The sequence below is a fragment of the Verrucomicrobiia bacterium genome, from assembly GCA_023953615.1.
Classification (GTDB): Bacteria; Verrucomicrobiota; Verrucomicrobiia; order Limisphaerales; family JADLHS01; genus JADLHS01.
The window spans coordinates 271,773-293,980 of the sequence record JAMLJH010000002.1; the positions used below are offsets into that span (position 1 = coordinate 271,773).

The 22,208-nt window shown below is 58.6% G+C and carries 15 protein-coding genes and 2 pseudogenes; 7 read left to right on the forward strand and 10 right to left on the reverse strand.

The genetic code is table 11. The annotated features are described in order from the left end of the window. Window positions 1–214 precede the first annotated feature (214 nt). The 5 genes and pseudogenes from M9920_11330 to M9920_11350 all read left to right on the forward strand — a co-directional run bounded on the left by M9920_11330 (window position 215) and on the right by M9920_11350 (window position 4,273). On the forward strand, window positions 215–1,057 hold the full coding sequence (locus tag M9920_11330) for a PEP-CTERM sorting domain-containing protein (GenBank protein MCO5052885.1): 843 nt from the start codon (window positions 215–217) through the stop codon (window positions 1,055–1,057). Between the two features lie 142 nt (window positions 1,058–1,199). Next, window positions 1,200–1,967, forward strand: a complete 768-nt coding sequence (locus M9920_11335; GenBank protein MCO5052886.1) for a PEP-CTERM sorting domain-containing protein — start codon at window positions 1,200–1,202, stop codon at window positions 1,965–1,967. Window positions 1,968–2,308: 341 nt separating this feature from the next. Continuing rightward, window positions 2,309–2,374 (forward strand): annotated as a pseudogene (locus M9920_11340) (hypothetical protein). A gap of 423 nt (window positions 2,375–2,797) precedes the next feature. Next, window positions 2,798–3,028 (forward strand): hypothetical protein, encoded by a 231-nt coding sequence (locus tag M9920_11345; protein MCO5052887.1) that lies wholly within the window; start codon window positions 2,798–2,800, stop codon window positions 3,026–3,028. 228 nt (window positions 3,029–3,256) lie between these two features. Beyond that, window positions 3,257–4,273: an alkaline phosphatase gene (locus M9920_11350; protein MCO5052888.1), complete on the forward strand. Its 1,017-nt coding sequence runs from the start codon at window positions 3,257–3,259 to the stop codon at window positions 4,271–4,273. 124 nt (window positions 4,274–4,397) lie between these two features. On the opposite strand, the gene M9920_11355 is transcribed toward M9920_11350, so the two are convergent. Next, entirely contained in the window at window positions 4,398–4,664 is a 267-nt protein-coding gene (locus tag M9920_11355; protein ID MCO5052889.1) for a GH32 C-terminal domain-containing protein, read from the reverse strand. Window positions 4,665–4,765: 101 nt separating this feature from the next. On the opposite strand from M9920_11355, the pseudogene M9920_11360 reads away from it, so the two are divergent. Together M9920_11360 and glnE are read left to right on the forward strand one after the other, a co-directional pair. Next, window positions 4,766–4,926, forward strand: a pseudogene (locus M9920_11360) (IS630 family transposase). 305 nt (window positions 4,927–5,231) lie between these two features. Then, window positions 5,232–8,261: a bifunctional [glutamate--ammonia ligase]-adenylyl-L-tyrosine phosphorylase/[glutamate--ammonia-ligase] adenylyltransferase gene (glnE, locus tag M9920_11365; protein MCO5052890.1), complete on the forward strand. Its 3,030-nt coding sequence runs from the start codon at window positions 5,232–5,234 to the stop codon at window positions 8,259–8,261. A 1,276-nt stretch (window positions 8,262–9,537) separates the two neighbouring features. Here the strand turns inward: glnE and M9920_11370 are convergent. From M9920_11370 to M9920_11410, 9 genes are all read right to left on the reverse strand, one after another. Beyond that, entirely contained in the window at window positions 9,538–9,993 is a 456-nt protein-coding gene (locus M9920_11370) for a hypothetical protein (protein ID MCO5052891.1), read from the reverse strand. Window positions 9,994–10,336: 343 nt separating this feature from the next. After that, entirely contained in the window at window positions 10,337–13,567 is a 3,231-nt protein-coding gene (gene carB, locus M9920_11375) for a carbamoyl-phosphate synthase large subunit (protein ID MCO5052892.1), read from the reverse strand. 39 nt (window positions 13,568–13,606) lie between these two features. Beyond that, window positions 13,607–14,782, reverse strand: coding sequence for a glutamine-hydrolyzing carbamoyl-phosphate synthase small subunit (gene carA, locus M9920_11380; protein MCO5052893.1), 1,176 nt, complete (start codon window positions 14,780–14,782; stop codon window positions 13,607–13,609). A gap of 21 nt (window positions 14,783–14,803) precedes the next feature. After that, window positions 14,804–16,213: a type I glutamate--ammonia ligase gene (gene glnA, locus M9920_11385; GenBank protein ID MCO5052894.1), complete on the reverse strand. Its 1,410-nt coding sequence runs from the start codon at window positions 16,211–16,213 to the stop codon at window positions 14,804–14,806. A 35-nt stretch (window positions 16,214–16,248) separates the two neighbouring features. Then, window positions 16,249–16,587, reverse strand: coding sequence for a P-II family nitrogen regulator (locus M9920_11390; protein ID MCO5052895.1), 339 nt, complete (start codon window positions 16,585–16,587; stop codon window positions 16,249–16,251). A 17-nt stretch (window positions 16,588–16,604) separates the two neighbouring features. Beyond that, complete coding sequence (locus tag M9920_11395; protein ID MCO5052896.1) at window positions 16,605–18,044, reverse strand: ammonium transporter; 1,440 nt, start codon at window positions 18,042–18,044, stop codon at window positions 16,605–16,607. 13 nt (window positions 18,045–18,057) lie between these two features. Further along, entirely contained in the window at window positions 18,058–18,834 is a 777-nt protein-coding gene (locus M9920_11400) for a hypothetical protein (protein ID MCO5052897.1), read from the reverse strand. A gap of 255 nt (window positions 18,835–19,089) precedes the next feature. Beyond that, complete coding sequence (locus M9920_11405; protein MCO5052898.1) at window positions 19,090–20,562, reverse strand: sigma 54-interacting transcriptional regulator; 1,473 nt, start codon at window positions 20,560–20,562, stop codon at window positions 19,090–19,092. A 169-nt stretch (window positions 20,563–20,731) separates the two neighbouring features. Beyond that, window positions 20,732–22,207 carry a glutamate synthase subunit beta gene (locus M9920_11410; protein MCO5052899.1) on the reverse strand — a complete coding sequence of 492 codons (1,476 nt, stop codon included), beginning with the start codon at window positions 22,205–22,207 and terminating at the stop codon, window positions 20,732–20,734. Between the last annotated feature and the right edge of the window lies 1 nt (window position 22,208).

Below are 22,208 nucleotides of genomic sequence, written 5' to 3' on the forward strand. Positions count from 1 at the left end.
GGATTTAAGCTCGTTAGTTTCCTAAAAAAAGGTGCTTACGCTTATTTGTCAAAAAAGAAGGCGCCAGTGTAAAAAATCTTGACTTACATTGATTATCTGGTTAAATGCAGCCGTTACCTGCAATTAGCGTTGTAGGTAACATGTAACACACCTGACGCCTTGGTGGTGGTGGGTGAAGTTCGAATTCAGAAGAACATAAAAGTAGCCTAAGTCTATGCGCTGGAACCATTTCGCCGCTGGCATTCTGTTGTTAGTTTTAGTGGCATTCACATCGCCATGCTCGGGTGGGGGCGAGATTACATTGGTTAATCGGAATTCGTCACTGGACATCAATGTTACAAGTGCCGATACCGGATTGGTGAATTGGACCGTTGATGGCGTCAATTCATTGAATTTCCAAGGCTTGTTCTATCGGGTTGGCTCCGGTGCTGAATCTTCTCTGTTAGGCATTTCCAGTAATCCCACGGTTTCGGTCACCCAGATTCCGAATGCCTTGAGCTTCTTGGATGTCACCTATGCGAATTCATTGTTCAGCGTGCGTACGGTCTATCAACTCATTGGGAGTACGGCGGGTTCGGGAAAGTCAGGTCTAAGCCAGAGCGTAACGGTGAAGAATCTCTCCGCCTCGCCATTGGATTTTCATCTTTTTCAATATTCTGACTTCGATCTCATGGGAGTTACAGGTGGGCAGACGGCCCAGTTCAGTTTTGATGGCGCAAATCAATCATATCAAGTCACCCAAACTGACGGCATGCGAACCCTGACCGCAACGGTTAATGCCAGCACGGCTCCGGTTGGTCATTTCGATGCAGCGCCATTTAATACCACATTGAGCAGTTTGCTGGATGCGAGCGCCACGACTCTCGGTGACGCTGCCAGCGCCTCGGGGAATGTCACCTTTAGCTTTCAATGGGATGCCATCTTGGCGGCGCATGGAGAAGCGGGCGATAGCCTGGTCATCAGTCAGTTGATCAGTTTGGTGCCCGAACCAACTTCAGGATCATTGCTGTTGGTTGGTGTAATGGCACTGCTCACACGCCGTCGAAAAACGATTTGAATTAGAAACTAAAACCGGACTCAGACTTGGAAAACAACAGAAGCGAAAACCCGTCAATTCAGTTCAATGAAGTCATATGCAACTTAAATTTGTCACTTTCCTAACCGGCGCACGATCCGTTTTGGCGGTTGGTGCGCTCTCAATGGCCTTTGCCACCGCGGTGAATGCCGCGGAGTACACCCTGAATGACGGATACTCTACGGCCAAAATTGATGCCGATGGCGGCGCGGGAATGTATTCCTGGATCGTTGGAAATCAGGAACAACTTAACCAACAGTGGTTTTATTACCGGATTGGCAACTCCGGTTATGCGGCGCCCATTAATTCGATTAGCACCGCCTCTTTGCTTGGTGGCTCCGCCAATTCATTGGCTCTCAACTACGCAAACTCAGAGGTGTCGCTCACGATCACCTATGTCCTTACCGGACTCGGGGTGAGTAGCGCGGACATCCAGGAAAGTATTTCAATTGAAAACCTCAGCGGCTGTGACCTTGACCTTCATTTTTTCCAATACTCGGATTTTAACTTATTGGGCACCGCGCAGAACGATACGGTTGAGTTTCTGGGGCGGGATAGCGTGAGGCAAACGGAATTATCGTTCGGGATCCAGGAAGCGATTATTTCGCCTTCCTCTTCCCGGTTCGAGACGCGTCTCGCTGGTGCGGGGGGCACCTTGGATAAGCTTTTGCACAAAAAAGGCTATAATTTGAATGACAAGGGCGGACCACTAACGGGCGATGTAACCTGGGCCTTCCAATGGGACTTCGTAATTGAAGCGGGACAGAGCGTGGAGATTTTGAAAGACAAGACTTTGGTGACTCCGGTAGTGCCTGAGCCTACCACGACCGCGCTTACATTGTTGGGCCTGGCGGCCATCGTCGCTTCGTGGCGACGGAAATCCGGCAATTAACCATTCTTCAAATATCGAGCAAAGCCGATCCACACAGGGTCGTCTTTGTAGTTTTTCCGCAAACCATTTTGTGTCCTGGAGAGACCCCTGGTAGGCGACTTTATTCCGGACGCGTCATGAAGTGCCGCGGAGTTTTCTCGGCAACGCGAGGTTGCTCGCTGGCCGATGTCTGCGACCTGGTGACCCAATCAATCAACGCACGCGGGTGAATCTGCCTCGTTTACTTTTGCCAACGCCAGTAACGCGTGCTATCTGAGGGCGGGATGGAGTTTGATTTTACCAGTGCGGCTCGACATTCCCAGTGGCGTAAACCGTTCCGCAGGCCAGGCGGATTTACGCTCATTGAGTTGTTGGTGGTGATTGCAATCATTGCGATTCTGGCGGCGCTGCTTCTGCCGGCTTTGCAGCGAGCCAAAGTCGCGAGTAAGAATACCGTTTGCAAAAATAATCTGCGGCAGTTGGGATTCGCGCTGCAAATGTATCTCGCGGATGGGGCGCTCTACCCTTACACCGTGGATGCGAATGTTTCCAAGACGTGGTTTCACTTCCTCGCGCCTTATTACGGCAACAACTTCAACGTGATGAATTGTCCGACTTTCAAGGGGGAGTGGCCGATCGAGCAATCGCTCGTGTGGATCTCCGGTAACGCCTACCATCGTGATCCGGCCACGCCCGGACGCGTGGCTGGCGTGAGTTATGGTTACAACGGCTTCGGGATCGGTTCCGCCGACGCGGTCAGTTGGACTGTCTATCTGGGGTTGGGAGTGCAGGTTAATCCTGGGCAGACCAAACCCGCCGTGCGGGTGACCGACGTGGTGGCGCCCGCCGCCATGATCGCCATTACCGATTCATTCCCGCAGCCCGGCTTTACCAATATTTTCGCATTTTTATTGTCCATCAGCAGCACGCCCTCGTCGGAGCGACACAATGGCGGCTCGAATGTTTCCTTTGCTGATGGGCATGTGGTAACGATGAAAAATTCCGATTTGGTGAGCAACGGTGAAGCAAATCGGCGGCGTTGGAATTTCGATCACCAACCACATTGGGAAGTGTCTTTTTGAGACACAGTCATTCGGTAGTAGGATGCCTGTGAAATGCTCTGAGCGGTGGTGGTGGATATTTAAGTCTTCTGCGTTTATTTTCGATCCACGCGAAGGTCACCGCGGCGGATAATCTTCAAGATCAAATTCGTCCCGGGTTAGGTCATTTTTACGCTCCGCACGAGCGTCGGGAAGCCGTCGGAAAGCAAGCGTTGACAGGTTGCGTTACTCGTTGGCAGCATTGCTTCCATGCGATACGAACTCAATTCTCGATCTCGCCGTACCGTCGCGCCGGGCATCCGGTCTGACGGCCAACCTCAATCGCGTTTTAATTTGTGGCGAAAAGCGCTCGTTAGCCTGGGCGCTTTGCTGGTCGTTGGTTCATTGAGTGCGTGTCGGACGGCGCATCATTACCACCACGGCGACGCGAGCGGTCAACTGTTGCCAGGGGTCAAGCACGTGCTCCTGATTGGGTTTGATGGATTTGGCGCTTATGCCTGGGAGCAGGCCGAAATCCCGAACCTGAAAGCGCTGGCGGCGCGCGGAGCCATTTCTTTGGAGACCCGGACGGTGCTTCCCTCGTCGAGTGCGGCCAATTGGGCAACGCACCTCATGGGCGCGGGAACAGAGTTGCATGGCTATACCGAGTGGAATTCCAAAACCTCGATGCCGCCCGCTCGCGTCGTGAGCAAGTACGGGATTTTTCCAGGAATTTTCGGTCTGGTACGCGAGGCGTATCCAACGGCGGAAATGGGTGTCCTCTATCAATGGGATGGCATTCATTACGTCTTTGAAAACGGCGCGGTGAATTTTGAGAAACAGGAGCAGACTCCGGAATCACTGACCACAGCCACCGTGCGCTATCTCACCGAGAAGAAACCGCTGTTCACTTTTGTCTGCTACGATCAACCCGATGGCGTCGGACACGGCGAAGGTCACGATACGCCGCAGTATTATGACATGCTGAAACAGTGCGACGCGGAATTCGGCAAATTGATGGCCGCGTTGCAGGCGGCCGACATGGATCGGGATACGCTCATAATCATCATTTCGGATCATGGTGGCATCAATAAAGGGCACGGTGGTAAAACGCTGCGCGAAATGCAGACGCCTTGGGTGATCGCCGGACCAGGCATCAAGCCCGGACACAAAATCAATTCGAGCGTGGTGCATTATGACACCGCCGCGACGTTGGCGCGAATTTTTGGCGTGCAACCGCCGCAGGTGTGGACCGGTCGTTCCGTGCGCGAGGTGTTTGAGCATTAAGCGTTCGCGCGGCAACGCGGTTGAAGCTGGAGCGGCGAGGGGAATCAGACTCCCACCGGTAATTTTTCGATCACCTTAAGCAGGGGCGATGCCCGTGCTGTCACGTTCACCAGGAAACGCGTCGCTACCAAGCGGACTTCAACTCGTGAATCTGCAAGGATTCAACCGCAGTCGCTCCATTTTTACACGAAAGTTTTAGCGTTTGGTTTTCCGGCGACATCTTCGCGGCCATGGGCATGTAGAGCCGACCCGCCGCGCCAAAAATATCCACCGCACCGCGATCCACAAAAATGCGCAGCGCAATCTTTCCATTCTGTGGTTTCAATGTTGCCTGACGTCCCAGGCACGAAAGTTTCTGACTGCCGACGTTGTAACCATCACCATTAGACACCACCAACGCGGCACACCTGATCCTCGCGCAATCTGCTCTAGGTCATCACGCAGCGCGAGCGAAGTTGGCCGAAGGCGTCCGTGCTGGCGCAGGCGAGGGCCACCACCTTGTTTGCCGCACTGCATGTCGTCGAGGGGCGGGTCATTGGCCCGTGTTTCCGCGACACCGCCACCAGGAGTTTTTGAAATTCCTGCGGCGCTTAGATACCGAATTTTCAGGAGCAGTAACGCTGCACCTGATCCTGGACAACTACGGCACCCATGCGTAATTTACGTGCCATGATACTAGCCGGGGCGGTTCTGAACTGGCAACCCCTCAATCTGGCCAAACGCCACCACTTCTACTTGCCCAACCCCCTCCACTGGGGTCATCATGTCACCAGTTTTCCGTTTGTGTGAATATCGTTTTGACTTCGGAGAAATGCGCTTGCCGCCGCATCTTCTGGTCGTTCCAAGGCCGGCAGACCGTGCCGATGTCCCTGACCCCAGAGCGCCAGGAAGCTCGGTCAGAGGCAAAGTTTTGCTGGTGTCCGCGGATCAGAGCGCTAAGCGGCGAAACTCCAAGGTCGTGTCCGGCTTCCTCGGTTCAACCTGGACGGAGGAGCGCATGAAGAATCCGGTGTGGTCCGAAATCATCAATGCCTGTCCCGATCCGCCACGCGCGCGGCACGTTTGGGAGTCGCTGGCGGCGACCGACGCCGCGCCGAGGTTGAGCGACGCCACAGAGGAACAGGCGCGAGTCCTCGCCATGCTGTTCAGCGGGTCGCAGGCGCTCGGTGCGTTGCTGATCGCCAATCCGCAATGGCTGGCATTGCTGGAGCTGGAGAACCTTCGCCACCCGCGACGGATTCAAGGGCTGCGCCAGGAAATTGCGGCGAGCTTGGAGTCGTTGCTGGCGGCGCGGAATTACGACGCGGGGTTCAGCGGGTTGCGCCGTTTCAAACAGACGCAAATGCTCCGGATTGCCGCCCGTGATCTGGCGCGGCTCGGAAGTACGACCGAGACGCTTCAGGAAATTTCTGATGTGGCGGACGTCTGTCTCGAATTCGTGTGGCGCTCGTGTTGGCAACAGTTCAACGAGCGTTTGGGTCAGCCCCATCACCAGGACCCGGCGGGGCGCTGGCAGCCGACGGCGGGTTGCGTTCTCGGCCTGGGCAAATTGGGCGGGCAGGAATTGAATTACAATTCGGATGTGGACCTGCTCTTCGTTTATAGCGAGGAAGGACAGGTGTTCAAGGAACGGCCCACGAAGACCAATGCCCCCGCGTCCGCGTTGTCCAATCACCAATTCTTCAACCGGCTGGCCGAGGCGTTCATCGCGGAAGTGTTGCGGCTGACGGAGGACGGCGCATTGTTCCGAATAGACGTGCGTTTGCGCCCGGAAGGCGCCACAGGACCCCTGTGCCGCTCCCTGGCCAGCTACGAAAATTATTACAGTCAGTGGGGGCAAACCTGGGAGCGGATGATGCTGATCAAAGCGCGCGGCGTCGCGGGCGACAACCGCCTCGCCGCCGAGTTCCTGGAGATGATTCAGCCGTTTCGCTTTCCCCGATCGGTGAATCCGAACGTCTTGCGTGAGATCGCGGCGATGAAAACGCGCATCGAACGCGAACTGTTGGACGCGGAGGCGTTGGAACGCAACGTGAAACTCGGGCGCGGCGGCATTCGGGAAATTGAATTCATCGCCCAAGCGCGGCAGCTGATTTATGCGGGCCAAATCCCGTTTCTGCAATCCGCGCAAACGCTCCCGTGCCTCGCCAAGCTGGCGCAATATCATCTGCTGGAAGAGCGGGATGCGCGCGAGTTGCCGTCCGCCTACCTCTTTTTGCGGGACGTAGAGCACCGCCTCCAAATGGACGAGCACCGTCAGACGCACACGATTCCCAAGGATCGCCGCGCGCAGGAGCGGCTGGCCCGGCTGATGGGTTTTGCCACCTGGGAAACTTTTGAACCGACCCGCCAAGCCCACTGCCAAAACGTCCGCCGCGTGTTCGACGAAATGTTCCGAGGTGAAGATGCTCCATCGGACTCACCGTTTCCGCAAACCTTTGACGGCACGGCAGCCGAGTGGAAAGCCGTCCTGACGCGACATTGGTTTCAGGATGTGGACAACTCATTTCGCGCGCTCAAGGAATTCATGGAAGGCCCGGGGTTCGGGCATGTTTCCACGCGCACGCTCGAACTGGCCCGCAACCTTCTGCCCCAATTCCTGGGCTTGTGCCGCACCGATGATGGCCAATCCGAAGCGCTGATGCTGCCGCCCAAAACTCTTTCCGATCCGGATCGGGTGCTCACGCGCCTGAACCGTTTCATCGCGGTCTATGGCGCGCGCGCCGCGCTGTTCGAGCTGTGGCACAACCATCCCAATTTTTTCGAACTGCTGCTGTTGTTGTTCGACCGTTCGGAATTCCTGGCTGAAGCGTTGATCCGGTCGCCTGAATTGCTGGACGATCTCGTTTACGGCGGACGTCTGACGCTGCGCAAACCGGCGGCGAAAATCCTGGATGACCTCCGCCACGGCCTGCGGGATGCCGACCAACACGTCTGGCTGCGCCGTTATCACGAATCCGAACTGACGCGGCTGGGCTTGCGCGACATTCTCGGTCTGGCGGACTTCGAGCAGAACCTGGAAGAACTGTCGGCGCTGGCCGATGCCTGCCTCCAATACGCTTTGGAGGTCGTCATGCACCGATACCAACTCAAGACTCCGCCGTTCGTGATCATTGGCCTCGGGAAACTGGGCGGGAACGAAATCAATTACGGCTCGGACCTCGATCTCGTATTTGTCGCGGATGTTCCACCGTCAAAACTCCCGCCCCTGCAACGCCTGGCCGCCGAGATCATGGACTTGCTTTCCCGCCGGACGGATCAGGGTATCACGTTTCAAACCGACGCGCGGTTGCGACCGGATGGAGACAACGGGCCGTTGGTAAACTCGTTGAACGCCTCAGCCGAATACTATTTGAAACGAGCACAGTTGTGGGAGCTTCAATCGCTCACCCGAACGCGACCGGTGGCCGGCGACCTTAAACTCGGTGCGCGCTTCCAGCAACTGGCCGCGCAAATGACGGATTTTTCCCACGCCGGAGCAGAGTCACCAGAACGCACCAACCACACCAGGCGCGAGGCCGCTTCGATATTGCCGGTGAGCGCCACGCAGGATTGGAAGCGTCGGATTCATGAGATGCGCCGGCGCATCGAGAACGAGCGTACGCCCGCCGGTCAGGATGAACTGGCCATCAAGACCGGCAAGGGTGGATTGATGGATGCCGAGTTCATCGCCCAGGCTCTGTGCCTCGAACACGGCTGGCAGGAAGCGCACACCTTACGAGCACTCGAACGGGCCGCCGTCGCCGGACTATTGCCCGACGCGGAAAAGTTGCTGGAGAATTACCGGCAACTTCGCCGCGTGGAAAGCATCCTGCGCCGCTGGAGCTACGTCGGAGAAACCGTCCTGCCGCATGATCCGGCGCCGTATTATCGCGTGGCCGTGCGGTGCGGCTTTGCTGCGCCCGCGACGTTTCGCGCGGCCCTGGCGCAATGGCGCTCCGCCGTGCGCGAGGTTTATGAAGCTTTTTTCCAGTCTGACGATTCTTGAAACGCAACGCCCAAATGGATGAGCGAGGCCGGGAGAGGGGAAAGCGTTTAATTCCAAAGTGGCTACAACCGCGAAATACACGAAATACACGAACGGGAAGACAGGGGAATGACTGGCAGAGGAATGGGGAGTGAGGGAGCACCGCCGTCTCGGCGGTCGTCGTTCGCGTCTCGCGGACGACATTCAGGCTCCAAAGTAAAAGGCCACCGAGGCGCCGAGGCCCCGAGAGATAGGCGAATTACAAGGGATGATTGTTGCTGAATCTTGGCGCGAAGCAGTTGGAGTTCAAACGCGGAACGCAATCCAGCCACCAATCAAAAATTTGATCCGGTAAATCTTATTCATCCTGTCAAAAATCATGCCCGCCCTACCCATACGCTCGCATCGCCGTCGTTGTGTCGGGAGGGACGACTTCCACGTCGTCCCCAACTCATCAGGGACGCGGTGGAACGCGTCCCTCCCAAGGAAAATACAACCGCGAAATACACGAAATACACGAACGGGAATTATCGCAATGCCAATCCACTTCCCCAGAAAGGCAAGGGAATGATTGGCAGAGGATGGGAATTGGGGGAGCACCGCCGTCTCGGCGGTCGTCGTTCGCGTCTCGCGGACGACAAAGGGTTCTAAAGTTAAGGGCCACCGAAGCGTCTCGACTTGGTTCGATCGGAACTGCGGCGGGACGCCGCAGCCACATTATTGACCGGGCACGCGCTCAAGGCGACGGCGACGTTATATCGGGAGGGACATTCGCGGGTCCGTCCAGAACCGATACCCGCTGAAATTTTGCGCGCCCTTTCTGTCGCCCCGCTGGGGCTTGGGGTGGTGCAACATTCAACCCACGGCTCTCGCCGTGGGCTACCTTCGGACGCGCTCCGCGCTAACCCGGAAGGATGCAGTTGCTCCAGGTGGAACGGCCAACTTGGCCGTTCTGGGCGGCAACCTGCCGCCCAGCCGAGCGCACGGAGATCGCACACTATGGGGTTCGCACGCTTGGCGTTCGGCAATCGGGCTGGTAGCCCGACCGAACGGGCCAGTGGCCCGTTCCACCCAAACTCCAATCGCATTGTTCGGGCTAAGTTTTGCCAGCCCCCCCCCCAAAAAAAAACTGTGAGCAACCTCTCGATGATTAACAGTTCTTCCAGATACCGCAACCGCGCGCGCCACCGCTTCACTCCGTTACGCTCCGCGCGTCCAAAACCTCATGGAAAGAAAACCGGCGGAAACTCAGCGACCCGCTTGAAGACCCTCATAGACACTGCAGCACCCGATTATCTCACTTCTTCTGGGTAACCAATCGCAACTCAGTCAGAACGCCCTGACCGGCCGCCCACATCGCTGAATACTGACCGCCACGCTTCTCTGCTGCAGAAATCTCCGAATCGATAACGCGCACGCCATCGAAGCCAAGCAGATAGAACCGAACGTGGTCGGGCACTGGATATGGATAATCGGTAGTCGGTGTCGCCGCATCGTAATGCGCCTGCGCCGCAGTGACAAAATTGGTGGATGCAATGCGAACCGACTCGTGCCCGATGCCGCCGAGAACGCCGAATGTGGAAGTGGTATAAAGGCTCGCATGTCCGTCGCACATCGAAACGACCGTAGCCGTGTGCCCGCCTGAGACTGGCAAATCCATCACGATGCCGAAAACCTTCGGGAATCTCTCGCTGGGCTCAATGCCCGCTTTGGATGCTGGCGTGGTCAGCATCATGGTGCGCAACCCCTTCATGGCGTCTGCCTCCGGTGGTGGTGGCGCCGGAGGGGTCGCTGCTGGCTTGCAGCCAGCGCCGAATAGCGAAGCGAGAAATCCGAGGAGTGCCACAAATCTCATGCGTGTGCGAAGTGGCCTAAAATCTAAGTCTGCGATGGTTGCCACGGGTTGGTTGTTGGTAGATCATTGTGTCGGGACAATGAGGTTTTCTGAACTGCCTGTCAATCTATGAACTCCACAAGTTCCGCCCGGAATACGTCCCATCGCACGACCGTTCCAAGGGTGCGCCCAGTGGGGCGCTTTCAGCCCAATCCCAAGGCGCCGCTGCGGACGGGCGGCGGATGGCGCGGCTATGGGGCGGCTATGGGACGGATAATTCCCGGTGCAAATCCTGCAAGCGGTTGACCTGGATTGCGGTTGCCACCCGGTGCGCCGCGCTGGCGGCGCGCGCCGCCGCCAAGGTGGTGTAGAAAGTGACCTTGTGTTGCAGGGCCTGTCGTCGGATGGCGTAGGAATCAGCAAGGCTCTGCGGGTCTGAAACCGTGTTGACGATGATGTCCACCTCGCCGTTCATGATCATGTCAATGATGTGCGGACGCCCTTCGGACAGTTTGTTGACCGCCCGCGCCGCGACGCCTCCACCGGCCAGCACCGCCGCCGTGCCGCGCGTGGCGAGAATTTCAAATCCCTGCTGACTGAAACTGCGCGCAACCTCGATCACGCCGTTCCGGTCGGCGTTGCGAACGGTGATAAAAATGCGTCCGCCCTTGGGAATCGGGCTGCCGGCGGCGAGTTGCGACTTGGCAAAGGCCTCGCCAAAACTGCGCCCCACGCCCATGACTTCGCCCGTGGATTTCATCTCGGGACCGAGCACCGTATCCACTCCGGGAAACTTGATGAAGGGAAACACCGCTTCCTTCACCGAGTAATAGGGCGGCACGATCTCTCCGACGACGCCCTGGCTCTGCAGCGATTGCCCCGCCATGCAGCGCGCCGCGATTTTGGCCAGAGGCCGGCCGGTGGCCTTCGACACGTACGGCACGGTGCGCGAGGCGCGCGGGTTCACTTCCAACACGTAGATTTTGCCGTTCTGAATCGCGTATTGAACATTCATCAGTCCCACGACCTGGAGCGCCAGGGCCATCTTCGCGGTCTGCTCGCGCAATTCATCCTGGATTTTTCGGGATAATGAAAACGGCGGCAACGAACAGGCGGAATCGCCGGAATGTACGCCCGCCTCCTCGATGTGTTCCATAATGCCGCCAATAAGCACCTGCCGGCCATCGCTCACGGCGTCCACATCAACCTCCGTGGCGTCGTTGAGGAAGTGATCGAGCAACACCGGCGAATCTTCGGACACGCGCACCGCGACGCGCATGTAGGTTTCCAGTTCCTCACGCGCCGGCACGATTTCCATGGCGCGCCCGCCGAGCACGTAGGACGGTCGCACCACCAGCGGGTAGCCGATCCGTTCGGCCAGCTTGACCGCCTCCTCGGGAGTGCGCGCGGTGGCGTTCGGCGGTTGCGTCAGTTGGAGCTGTTGGATCAATTTCTGAAACCGCTCCCGGTCCTCGGCCACGTCAATGGAATCCGGGCTGGTGCCGATGATCGGCGCGCCGGCGGCGGCAAGTCCACGGGCCAGTTTGAGCGGGGTCTGGCCGCCATACTGCACAATCACGCCGACGGGTTGTTCCAGGTGAATGATCTCGATCACGTCCTCGAGCGTGAGCGGCTCGAAGTACAACCGGTCGGAGGTGTCGTAATCCGTCGAGACCGTCTCCGGGTTGCAGTTGATCATGATGGTCTGGTAACCGTCCTCGCGCAGGGCGAACGAGGCATGCACGCAACAATAATCGAATTCGATGCCTTGGCCGATGCGGTTCGGGCCACCGCCCAGCACGATGATCTTTTTCTTCGGCTCCGGGGCCGCTTCACATTCCTCCTCGTAAGTCGAGTACAGGTAGGCGGTGGATGAAGCAAATTCGGCGGCGCAGGAATCCACGCGCTTGTACACCGGTCGCACCCTCGCGGCGTGGCGCCACTGGCGCACTTGTAATTCACTTTGGCCGAGGAGAGCTGCCAGCCGGCGGTCGGAGAAACCTTTGCGCTTCCACGCGCGCAGCGAATCGGCTGACGGCTCGGTTTTGCCGTGTCGCGCAATGGTCTGCTCGGTCGCGACCAGGTCGGCGATCTGCGCAAGAAACCACGGATCAATGTGGCAGAGCGTGTGAATTTCCGCGGCGCTCAGGCCCAGGCGGAACGCGTCGGCCAGGTACCAGATTCGCTCGGCGCCCGGCACTCGCAGCGCCCGGGTCACGCGGCGACGCGCTTCGTCCTGGTCCAGCGCCGGATCGAGCTTCGATTCAAAACCGTAGCTGCCGATTTCGAGCGAGCGCAACGCCTTCTGCAACGATTCCTGGAAGGTTCGGCCGATGGCCATGGCTTCGCCCACGGATTTCATCTGGGTCGTGAGCGTGGCATCGGCCTGGGGAAATTTCTCGAAAGTGAAACGCGGAATCTTGGTCACCACGTAGTCCAGAGTCGGTTCGAACGAGGCGGGCGTGACGCCGCCGGTGATGTCGTTCTTCAACTCGTCCAGGGTGTAACCAATGGCCAGCTTGGCCGCGATTTTGGCGATCGGGAAACCGGTGGCCTTGGAGGCGAGGGCGGACGAACGCGACACGCGCGGGTTCATTTCGATGATGATCGAACGTCCGTCTCGCGGGTTGATCGCGAACTGCACATTCGAGCCGCCGGTATCAACGCCGATCTCGCGCAGACACGCGATGGAGGCGTTCCGCATGAGTTGATATTCCTTGTCCGTGAGCGTTTGCGCCGGAGCCACCGTGATGGAATCGCCGGTATGCACGCCCATGGGATCGAAGTTCTCGATGGAGCAAACGATGATGCAGTTGTCCTGGCGGTCGCGCACCACTTCCATCTCGAACTCCTTCCAACCGATGATGGATTCCTCGATCAGCAACTCGTGCGTGGGCGAGGCCTCGAGGCCGCGCTCGCAAAGCGCGATGAATTCGTCCGGGTTGTAGGCGATGCCGCCGCCGGTGCCTCCGAGCGTGAACGAGGGCCGAATGATCACCGGGAATCCAATGGCCGCCTGCACCTGCCGCGCTTCTTCCAGGCTGTGGGCGATGGCCCCTCGAGCGCATTCGAGTCCGATCGCTTCCATCGCCCGCTTGAACCGCTCGCGGTCTTCCGCCTTCTCGATGGCTTCCCGTTTGGCGCCGATCATCTCGACGTTGAATTTCGCCAGCACGCCTTCGCGATCAAGGTCGAGCGCGCAATTAAGCGCGGTCTGCCCGCCCATGGTGGGCAGCAGTGCGTCGGGGCGTTCCCGTTGAATGATCTGGGCGATGGTGGGCCAGGTAATCGGCTCGATGTAAGTGGCGTCGGCCATCTCCGGATCGGTCATGATGGTGGCCGGGTTGGAGTTCACCAGGATGACCCGGTAACCTTCCTCCCTGAGCGCCTTGCAGGCCTGCGCTCCGGAATAGTCGAACTCACACCCCTGACCAATGATGATCGGACCCGCCCCGATGATCAGGACGCTTTTGATGTCGGTGCGTTTGGGCATAACGTCAGTGGCCGGTGGACAAGCTTGGGCCGCAAGTCATCACGCTGGGGGGATTCTCCTTTCAGACGGTGCGGTGCCGGCGCGCGGCCGTTGTTCCATGCTGGCAATGAACTTGTCGAATAGCGAGGCGACGTCATGCGGCCCGGGGCTTGCCTCCGGATGCCCTTGAAAACAGAACACCGGTTGGTTGGTAAATTCCAGCCCCTGCACCGAGCCATCGAACAGCGAGCGATGCGTCACGCGCAGGTTCGGAGGCAGACTCGCTTCGTCCACGGCAAAGCCGTGGTTCTGACTACTGATCAGCACGCGGCCACTGCTGATTTCCAGCACCGGATGGTTGGCGCCGTGATGACCGAATTTCATTTTGATGGTGCGCGCCCCGGCGGCGAGACCCAATAATTGGTGTCCGAGGCAGATGCCAAATACCGGCAGGCCGGTGGCGAGGATGCGGCGGATTGCCGTGATCGCGTAATCGCAAACCGCCGGGTCTCCCGGACCGTTGGACAGAAACACGCCGTCCGGTTGCAACTGAAGCACGGCCTCGGCCGGAGTCTGCGCCGGCACCACCGTGAGCCGACAACCTCGCGACGCCAACATCCGCAGGAGGTTGCGCTTGATGCCGTAATCGTACGCCACGACATGAAACCGAGGCGGCGGCGTCTTGACCTGGTTACCGCCCAGACGCCATAACCCTTCATCCCAATGATAGGGTTGCTTGACGCTTACCACTTTCGCGAGGTCCATGCCTTTCAAACCCGGAAACGCGCGCGCGGCGTCCACGGCGGTCTTGGCCTCGAGCTTGGCGCCTTGCTCCACCGCGAGGAGGCAGCCGTTCAGCGCGCCTTGCTCGCGCAACCGGCGCGTCAGGCGGCGGGTATCGAGACCGGCGATGCCGACGAGTTGGTGACGGCGCATGAAATCCGGCAACGATTCGGTGGCGCGGAAACTACTGTGAACGGCCGGCAGATCACGAATGACGAGGCCGGTGGCGTACACGCGATCAGACTCCAGATCCTCGGCATTGGCGCCGGTATTGCCGACGTGGGGATAAGTGAGGGTGACGATCTGCCGGGCGTAGGAAGGGTCGGTGAGGATTTCCTGGTAACCGGTCATGGCGGTGTTGAACACCACCTCGCCCACGGTCTGCCCGGGAACGCCGATGGACTCTCCGTAAAACAGAGAGCCATCTTCCAGCGCAAGCAAGGCGAGCGACATCAACTAGAATCTCCAAACGCGTTAAGCGTCGTAATACATACTGAACTCCCAGGGATGCGGGCGCAATCGGATTTGGTCCTGCTCTTTGCGTTTCATCCCAATCCAGGTTTCAATGACGTCCTGGGTGAAGACGTCGCCTTTGAGGAGAAAGCCGTGATCCTGTTCGAGGGCGTCGCACGCCTCGGTCAAACTGCCGGGCATTGAGGGAACTTGCTTCAGTTCTTCCGGGGGCAGCTCATAAATATTTTTATCGAGCGGCTCGCCGGGATCAATCCGGTTTTGAATGCCATCCAGGCCGGCCATCAACATGGCGGCCATGGCGAGGTACGGATTCGCCGTGGGATCGGGCGGGCGATATTCGACGCGCTTGGCTTTCGGACTTGGGGAATACGTCGGAATGCGAATGGCCGCCGACCGGTTGCGCGAACTGTAGGCCAGGTTGACCGGCGCTTCGAAGCCGGGCGTCAGACGCTTGTAACTGTTCACGGTGGGGTTGGTGAACGCCGCCATCGCCCGGGCGTGTTTCAAGATTCCGCCAATGTAGTACAAGGCCATTTCGCTCAGGCCGGCGTATTGGCTGCCGGCAAACAAGGGTTTCCCTTTCTTCCAAAGCGATTGGTGCGTATGCATGCCGGAACCGTTGTCGCCAAACAACGGCTTGGGCATGAAGGTGACGGTCTTGTTGTGGCGACGGGCGACGTTTTTGACGATGTATTTGTACAACATCATGTCGTCGGCCATTTTCACCAACGAGTTGAATCGCAGGTCAATTTCCGCCTGGCCGGCGGTCGCCACTTCATGGTGCTCCCGCTCGACGCGCAGCCCGCAATCACGCATCACATTGATCATGTCGTTGCGGATTTCAACCTGCGTGTCCGCCGGCGCCACCGGGAAGTAACCTTCCTTGAAGCGGATTTTGTTGCCGAGGTTTGGTCCTTCCTCCCGGCCGCTGTTCCAGATGCCCTCGATGCTATCCAGGAAATAGAAACCGCTGTTCGCCGTCTGGCCGTAGCGGACCTCGTCGAAGATGAAGAACTCCGCTTCTGGTCCCATGTATGCGGTGTCGGCGATGCCGGTGCTTTTCAAATAAGCCTCCGCTTTGCGCGCGACGTTGCGCGGGTCGCGGCTGTAGGGTTCGCGCGTCATCGGGTCCACCCCATCCGCCACGAGACTCAGCGTCGGTGTTTTGGGGAAGGGATCAACGATGGCGGTGGCGGGATCCAGAATGAGCAGCATGTCGCTGGCCTCGATGGATTTCCAACCGCGAATGGAGGAGCCATCAAAGCCCAATCCATCCGCGAACACCGCTTCGTCCAGTTCGGCAATCGGGATGCAGAAGTGTTGCCAGGTGCCGAGGAAGTCGCAGAATTTTACGTCCACGAGTTGAAGGTTTTTACTTTTACACAGCGCCAGTATTTCTTGAGAGGTCACGTCGTTCCTTTATGGTTAATTTGATTGAGGTTGCGTTAGACAGCTTGATCGTCGCGTTCCGCGGTCCGAATCCGCACCGCCTGCTCGACCGGGAGGACGAAGAGTTTGCCGTCGCCGATCTTGCCGGTGTGCGCGGCGGCGGTGACGGCTTTGAGCGCCGCCTCCACCTGCGCGTCCGTGACCACGATTTCGAGTTTGATCTTCGGCAGAAAATCCACGGTGTACTCGCTGCCGCGATAAATTTCAGTATGCCCCTTCTGTCGCCCAAACCCTTTGACTTCCGATACCGTCATGCCTTCCACGCCGATGGCGGCCAGGGCTTCCTTTACGTCTTCGAGTTTGAAGGGTTTGATAATGGCTTCGATCATTTTCATACGGATGGTTCCTTTCTTTAGTCGAGGAGATAACCGGCTTCACCGTGGTCCACCAGGTCCAGCCCTTGCATTTCCTCTTCGGCGCTGGGACGCAACCCGACGGTGAACTTCACGAGGTAGGCGATCGCCACGGTGCCGATCAAGGCCAGGGCCAGCGTAATCCCCATCGCGGCGAGTTGGTGCAACCACAGCGTGCGACCGACAATTTCCTTGAGATTGATCGCCAGATTCGCGTTGGCTTCAGTCGTCGCCAGCAGTCCGGTCAACAACGCGCCGAGCGTGCCCCCGACGGCGTGAACCCCAAAAGTATCGAGGGCGTCATCATAACCGAGCGCGGCTTTCAGTTTCCAACACGCGCAGAAGGAGACAAAGCCGGCCAGCAAGCCGATGATGATGGCGCCATTCGCGGTGATGAAACCGCACGCCGGCGTGACCACGACCAGCCCCGCCACGACTCCCGAACAGAAGCCGAGGACACTGGGTTTGCCGCGCAAAATCCATTCCGCGCCCGCCCACGCCACGCTGGCCACCGCCGCCGCGAGCGTAGTGGTCATGAACGCGTTGGCGGCAACCCCATCGGCCGCCAGCGCGCTGCCGGCGTTAAACCCGTACCAGCCCACCCACAACATGCCGGTGCCGATCATGCACAAGACCATGGAGTGCGGGGCCATGATGACTTTGCCGAAACCGAGGCGTTTACCGACGATCAAACAGAGCAGCAGCGCCGACCAACCGCTGGACATGTGAACCACCGTGCCACCGGCGAAATCAATCGCCTTGATCCGGGCGGCGGAATTCCAGACGCCATTCATCAACCCGTCCGCGCCCCAGACCATGTGGGCCAGCGGGAAATACACCACCAACATCCAGAGCGCCACGAACAGCAGCACAGCGGCGTATTTCATGCGCTCGGCGACGGCCCCGATGATCAAGGCAGGCGTAATGATGGCAAACATCATTTGAAACATCGCGAACACGTTCTGCGAAACCCAGCCCGCGTAATCCGGGTTTGGCAGGCTGCCCACCCCTTGCAGAAAGGCAAATTTGAAGCCGCCGAGGATGGCATTCCCCGGTGCGAACACAAAACTGTACCCCACCGCCCACCAGAGAATCGTCACCAGCCCCGTAATCCCGAGGCATTGAGCAAGGACGGACAGAACATTCCGCTTGCGAACCAATCCGCCGTAAAACAACGCCAACCCCGGCAACGTCATGAACAGCACCAACGCCGCCGCCGTCATCATCCAGGCGTTGTGACCCGGCCCCGCGCCATTGATCTTGCTGGCGACATCCGCAGTGCGCGCCTCATTGTTGACGCAAGCTTCCAAATCGGCGAGCCGCTGTTCGATGGTCGGCTCCTGGAGCGCGTCCGCCCCGGCGACAGCGGTCACGCTCAGCGCCAACACCGCCACGAACAGGCCGGTGATCAAACGGGGAAAAAAGCCAAAGGTTATCATATTGTTTTTCCTTTCAGAACGTAATGGTGACGCCGAGGTTGCCGATGAGTTCGTTGCCTTGATTGATTTCGTGAAGTGAATCGAGGGCGAAAGACGCCAGCAAACCAGTATGGAGGGAGACGTTCCTCGTGATGGCGAGATTGGCGGTCAGGCCGAGCAGGATGTCGTTCCAATTGACGTTGGCCCGCGTTTTTCTGGAATTGTAACCGAAGTCAATTCCCAGCGCGGCGGACGGAGTGAGAGTAATGGCCGTGGGATCTTTTAGGCCCACCACCTTGGTGAGATCAAACTCATGGCTGACCCCGAGGGTGCCGTAGCCGGTATGGAATTCATCCACGTCCCAGTTCAATGTGGCTTTGGGGTTCAGGAGCGGAAAATCGTAAGCGAGGACGCCATAGAGGTCCCAGGTATCCACTCCGGAACGACCGTTGGGATACTGATAATAAAGCGCTCCAGCGGTAAGGGAGAGTTTCTCCCGAGTCGCCGTGTAATCGAGCGTGTAATTGTGTTCCGTGTACCACTTCAAACCGGGTTGATCCACCGGGCTGTAATAACCGGTGTAGGCGGCGGTGAAATTTTTGTATTCAAGCAGGAGACGCGCTTGAGCCAGCGGATCGTGACCGGAAACATTTACTCCGCGAAAGACGTATTTACTGTAGTAATCCGCGCCGGCTTCCACCTTCCAGTCGCTCGCTGCTGTCGCTTCGGACGAGGGAGACTCCGCAGACCAGGCGGGAGCAGCCAAGAGCGCCAGAGTTGCCGGCCACCTAAAAATAGAAATGCGCTTCATGGATTTCACTGCGTGTTATTCCGTTGCACGGGTTGAGCGGGGTTCATCGCCAATCCGTCTCCGCTCTTTGCAGGGCCTGTGCCACGCGCTGAAGTAAAATGCGTCAGGGTCGAAAACACGCGGAAACCCCCGTAAAAACTCAAAAAGAAAAAGTCGCGGTCGTCATGGCGAGAGCAGCTGATCCACGGAACAAAGCTACCTTCAGGTAGGAGTGCGCGAAAAAAGCTACCCGAATGTAGCTTGGGCGCGATGAGACTAATCGCCCGGTCGGAACCGTTTGAAATCTATGCCGAGGCGTTTCACGCGCAGCCCGATTTGACGTTCAGTCAGACCCAGATTCCGCGCGGCGGCGGCCATGTTGCCGTCGTTGGTTTTCAGCTCGGCCACAATCATTTCATATTCGAGCGCCGCCACCGCGGTTTGCAATGTTCCCCCGGCGCTCTTCTCAGTCGCATCGCGTTTCTGCAACGTGGGCGGCAGATGATGCGCCTCGATGGCGGTGCCCGGGCAAAGCAGCACCGCGCGCTCGATGCAGTTTTCCAGTTCGCGAACATTGCCGGGCCAGTGATAACTGATCAGTAGATCAATGGCCGCCGTGGAAATGCGCCGCACCTTCGCGCGATTGTTCCGGCTGAACTTTTCGACAAAATGATCCGCGAGCAGGAGCACGTCTGATTTGCGTTCCCGCAACGGCGGCACGTAAATCGGAAATACATTGAGCCGATAGTAAAGGTCCGCGCGGAACTTCCCCTCCTCAATCATCGCTTCGAGATTCCGACTGGTCGCGGCAATGATCCGCACGTCGGTGCGGATCGGCGTGTGGCTGCCGACGCGCTCGAACTCTTTTTCCTGCAACACGCGCAACAGCTTGACCTGCGTAACGGGCGACACGTCGCCGATTTCATCCAGGAACAACGTGCCGCCGTCGGCGATTTCAAACCGGCCTCGACGCATGGAGATCGCCCCGGTGAACGCGCCCCGTTCGTGGCCGAACAGTTCGCTCTCGATAATGGATTCGGGCAAAGCTGCGCAGTTGAACTTGACGAAGGCCCGGTTTTTGCGCGGGCTTTGCTCGTGTAGCGCGTGAGCCACCAGTTCCTTGCCCACGCCGGATTCGCCGCGGATCAACACGGTGGTGCCGCTGCCCGCCACCTGTTCAATGTGCAGATACACCGACCGCATCCCGGTGGAGTTGCCGATCAGGTTCGGCGGCCGAAGACTCGACGCCAACTGCTCCTGCAGTCGTTCATTCTCCAGGCGCAACGTCTGCAAATGCGCGGCGGTCTGACGGTGAGAATGTACGCTTTGAGCGATGACATCAGCCACCAGCGATAACAGCCGCCGATCCGCCGCCAGGCTTACTTCTGTGTCGCTCCGCCGTTCGACGATCAAACAACCCGCCACTTCTTCGCCGCATTTCAGCGGGACGCAAAGCAACGCCATTTTTTCGGAAACAACTTCAGCGACTGGTGATTGGAGATCCGCCGCAAGATCTGGCAGCACTACTGGCGCGCCGGAACGGATCACCTGGTCCGTCACGGGACGGCACCACTTCAGATAGTCCGTCTGGGTCAGTTGAGGAGACAGCCCGACCGTTTCCGCGATGGAAATGGCGTTTCGGTTCGGGTCGAGAATGATGATGCCGCCGCGTTGAAAAGCTATCGCCTGTTCCATCTGCCGCAAAACGGGGGCGAGGACCTCGCGCAGATTGGGGCGGCTTTCCAGCATGTAAGCAATGTGCAGCAACAGACTCAATCCGTCCGTCACCCGACAGCCCTTCTCCGCCGCCCAAGTGCAGACCTCCTCCGCGAAGCCAACCCACTCCGGTTTACTTTCGCTCGCGAATGATTTCACGCGTTGTCTCCATACGGTCTATCAGCGTCCGGGACCCAGCCACTCAGCGCAAGGCTTCCGACACCTCGCCCATCAAATACCGGTCACATTCGCGCGCCGCACCCCGACCTTCGTTGATCGCCCAAACAACCAGACTCTGTCCCCGCCGCATGTCTCCGGCGGCAAACACTCCGGGGAGGTTGGTGGTGAACTTGCCGGCTTCCGCCTTGACGTTGCTGCGCGCGTCTTGCTCGACTTTCAGCGCCTTTAACACCACATCTTCCGGCCCCAAAAACCCCATCGCCAACAAGACCAATTGCGCGGACAACTGTTTCTCACTGCCCGCCACCACCGCCGGGGTCAACCGCCCCTGACCATCCCGCTTCCATTCGACGCGCACGATTTCGATGCCTTGCACTTCGGTTTCACCCAGACACCGCTTTACCGTCACCAAATACTGTCGCGGATCCGCGCCAAACAACGCCGCCGCTTCCGCCTGCCCGTAATCCAGCTTGTGGACCTTCGGCCACTGCGGCCACGGATTGTCCGCCGCGCGTTGGGCCGGCGCTTGCGGCATGATTTCAAGTTGAATCAAACTCCGGCAACCCTGTCGGAGCGCGGTGCCACAACAATCCGTCCCGGTGTCCCCGCCGCCAATCACGATCACGTCCTTGCCCGCAGCGTCAATGTACGGCACGCGCGCATCCAACAAATGCCGGGTATTGGCGGTGAGAAAATCCATTGCGAAGTGAACCCCCGCGAGTTCGCGTCCCGGCACCGATAAATCACGGGGTCGGGTCGCGCCGCCACACAAAACGACCGCGTCAAAGTCCTGCAACAGTTTTTCGGCCGGCAAATCTTTACCGACTTCACAGCGCGTAACGAACTGGATTCCCTCCTGCGCCAGCAAATCCACCCGCCGTTGCACCACGGTTTTATCGAGTTTCATGTTCGGAATGCCGTACATCAACAAACCGCCAATCCGATCCGCCCGCTCGTACACCGTGACCCGATGGCCCGCCCGGTTTAACTGTGCCGCGCACGAGAGTCCCGCCGGACCGCTGCCCACAATCGCCACCGTCTTGCCGGTGCGCTGCGTTGGGGGTTCGGCGGTGACCCAGCCTTCCGCAAAACCCCGCTCGATGATGGAATACTCGATGTTTTTGATCGTGACCGGCGGTTGGTTCATGCCCAACACGCACGAACCCTCGCATGGCGCCGGACAGACGCGGCCGGTGAAATCGGGAAAATTGTTCGTCTTATGCAGCCGTTCAAGCGCTTCGCGCCACAGCCCCCGATACACCAGATCGTTCCATTCCGGAATCAGGTTGTGAATCGGACAGCCACTGGCCATGCCCGCCAGCAGGTTGCCGGTGTGACAAAACGGAATGCCGCAATCCATGCAACGCGCGCCCTGATGCCGAAGTTTATCCTCCGCCATCGGCTGGTGAAATTCCCGCCAGTCCTTGAGCCGTTCCAGCGGCGCGCGGTCCTCCGGCAACTCTCGTGAAAACTCCAAAAATCCGGTTGGCTTGCCCATA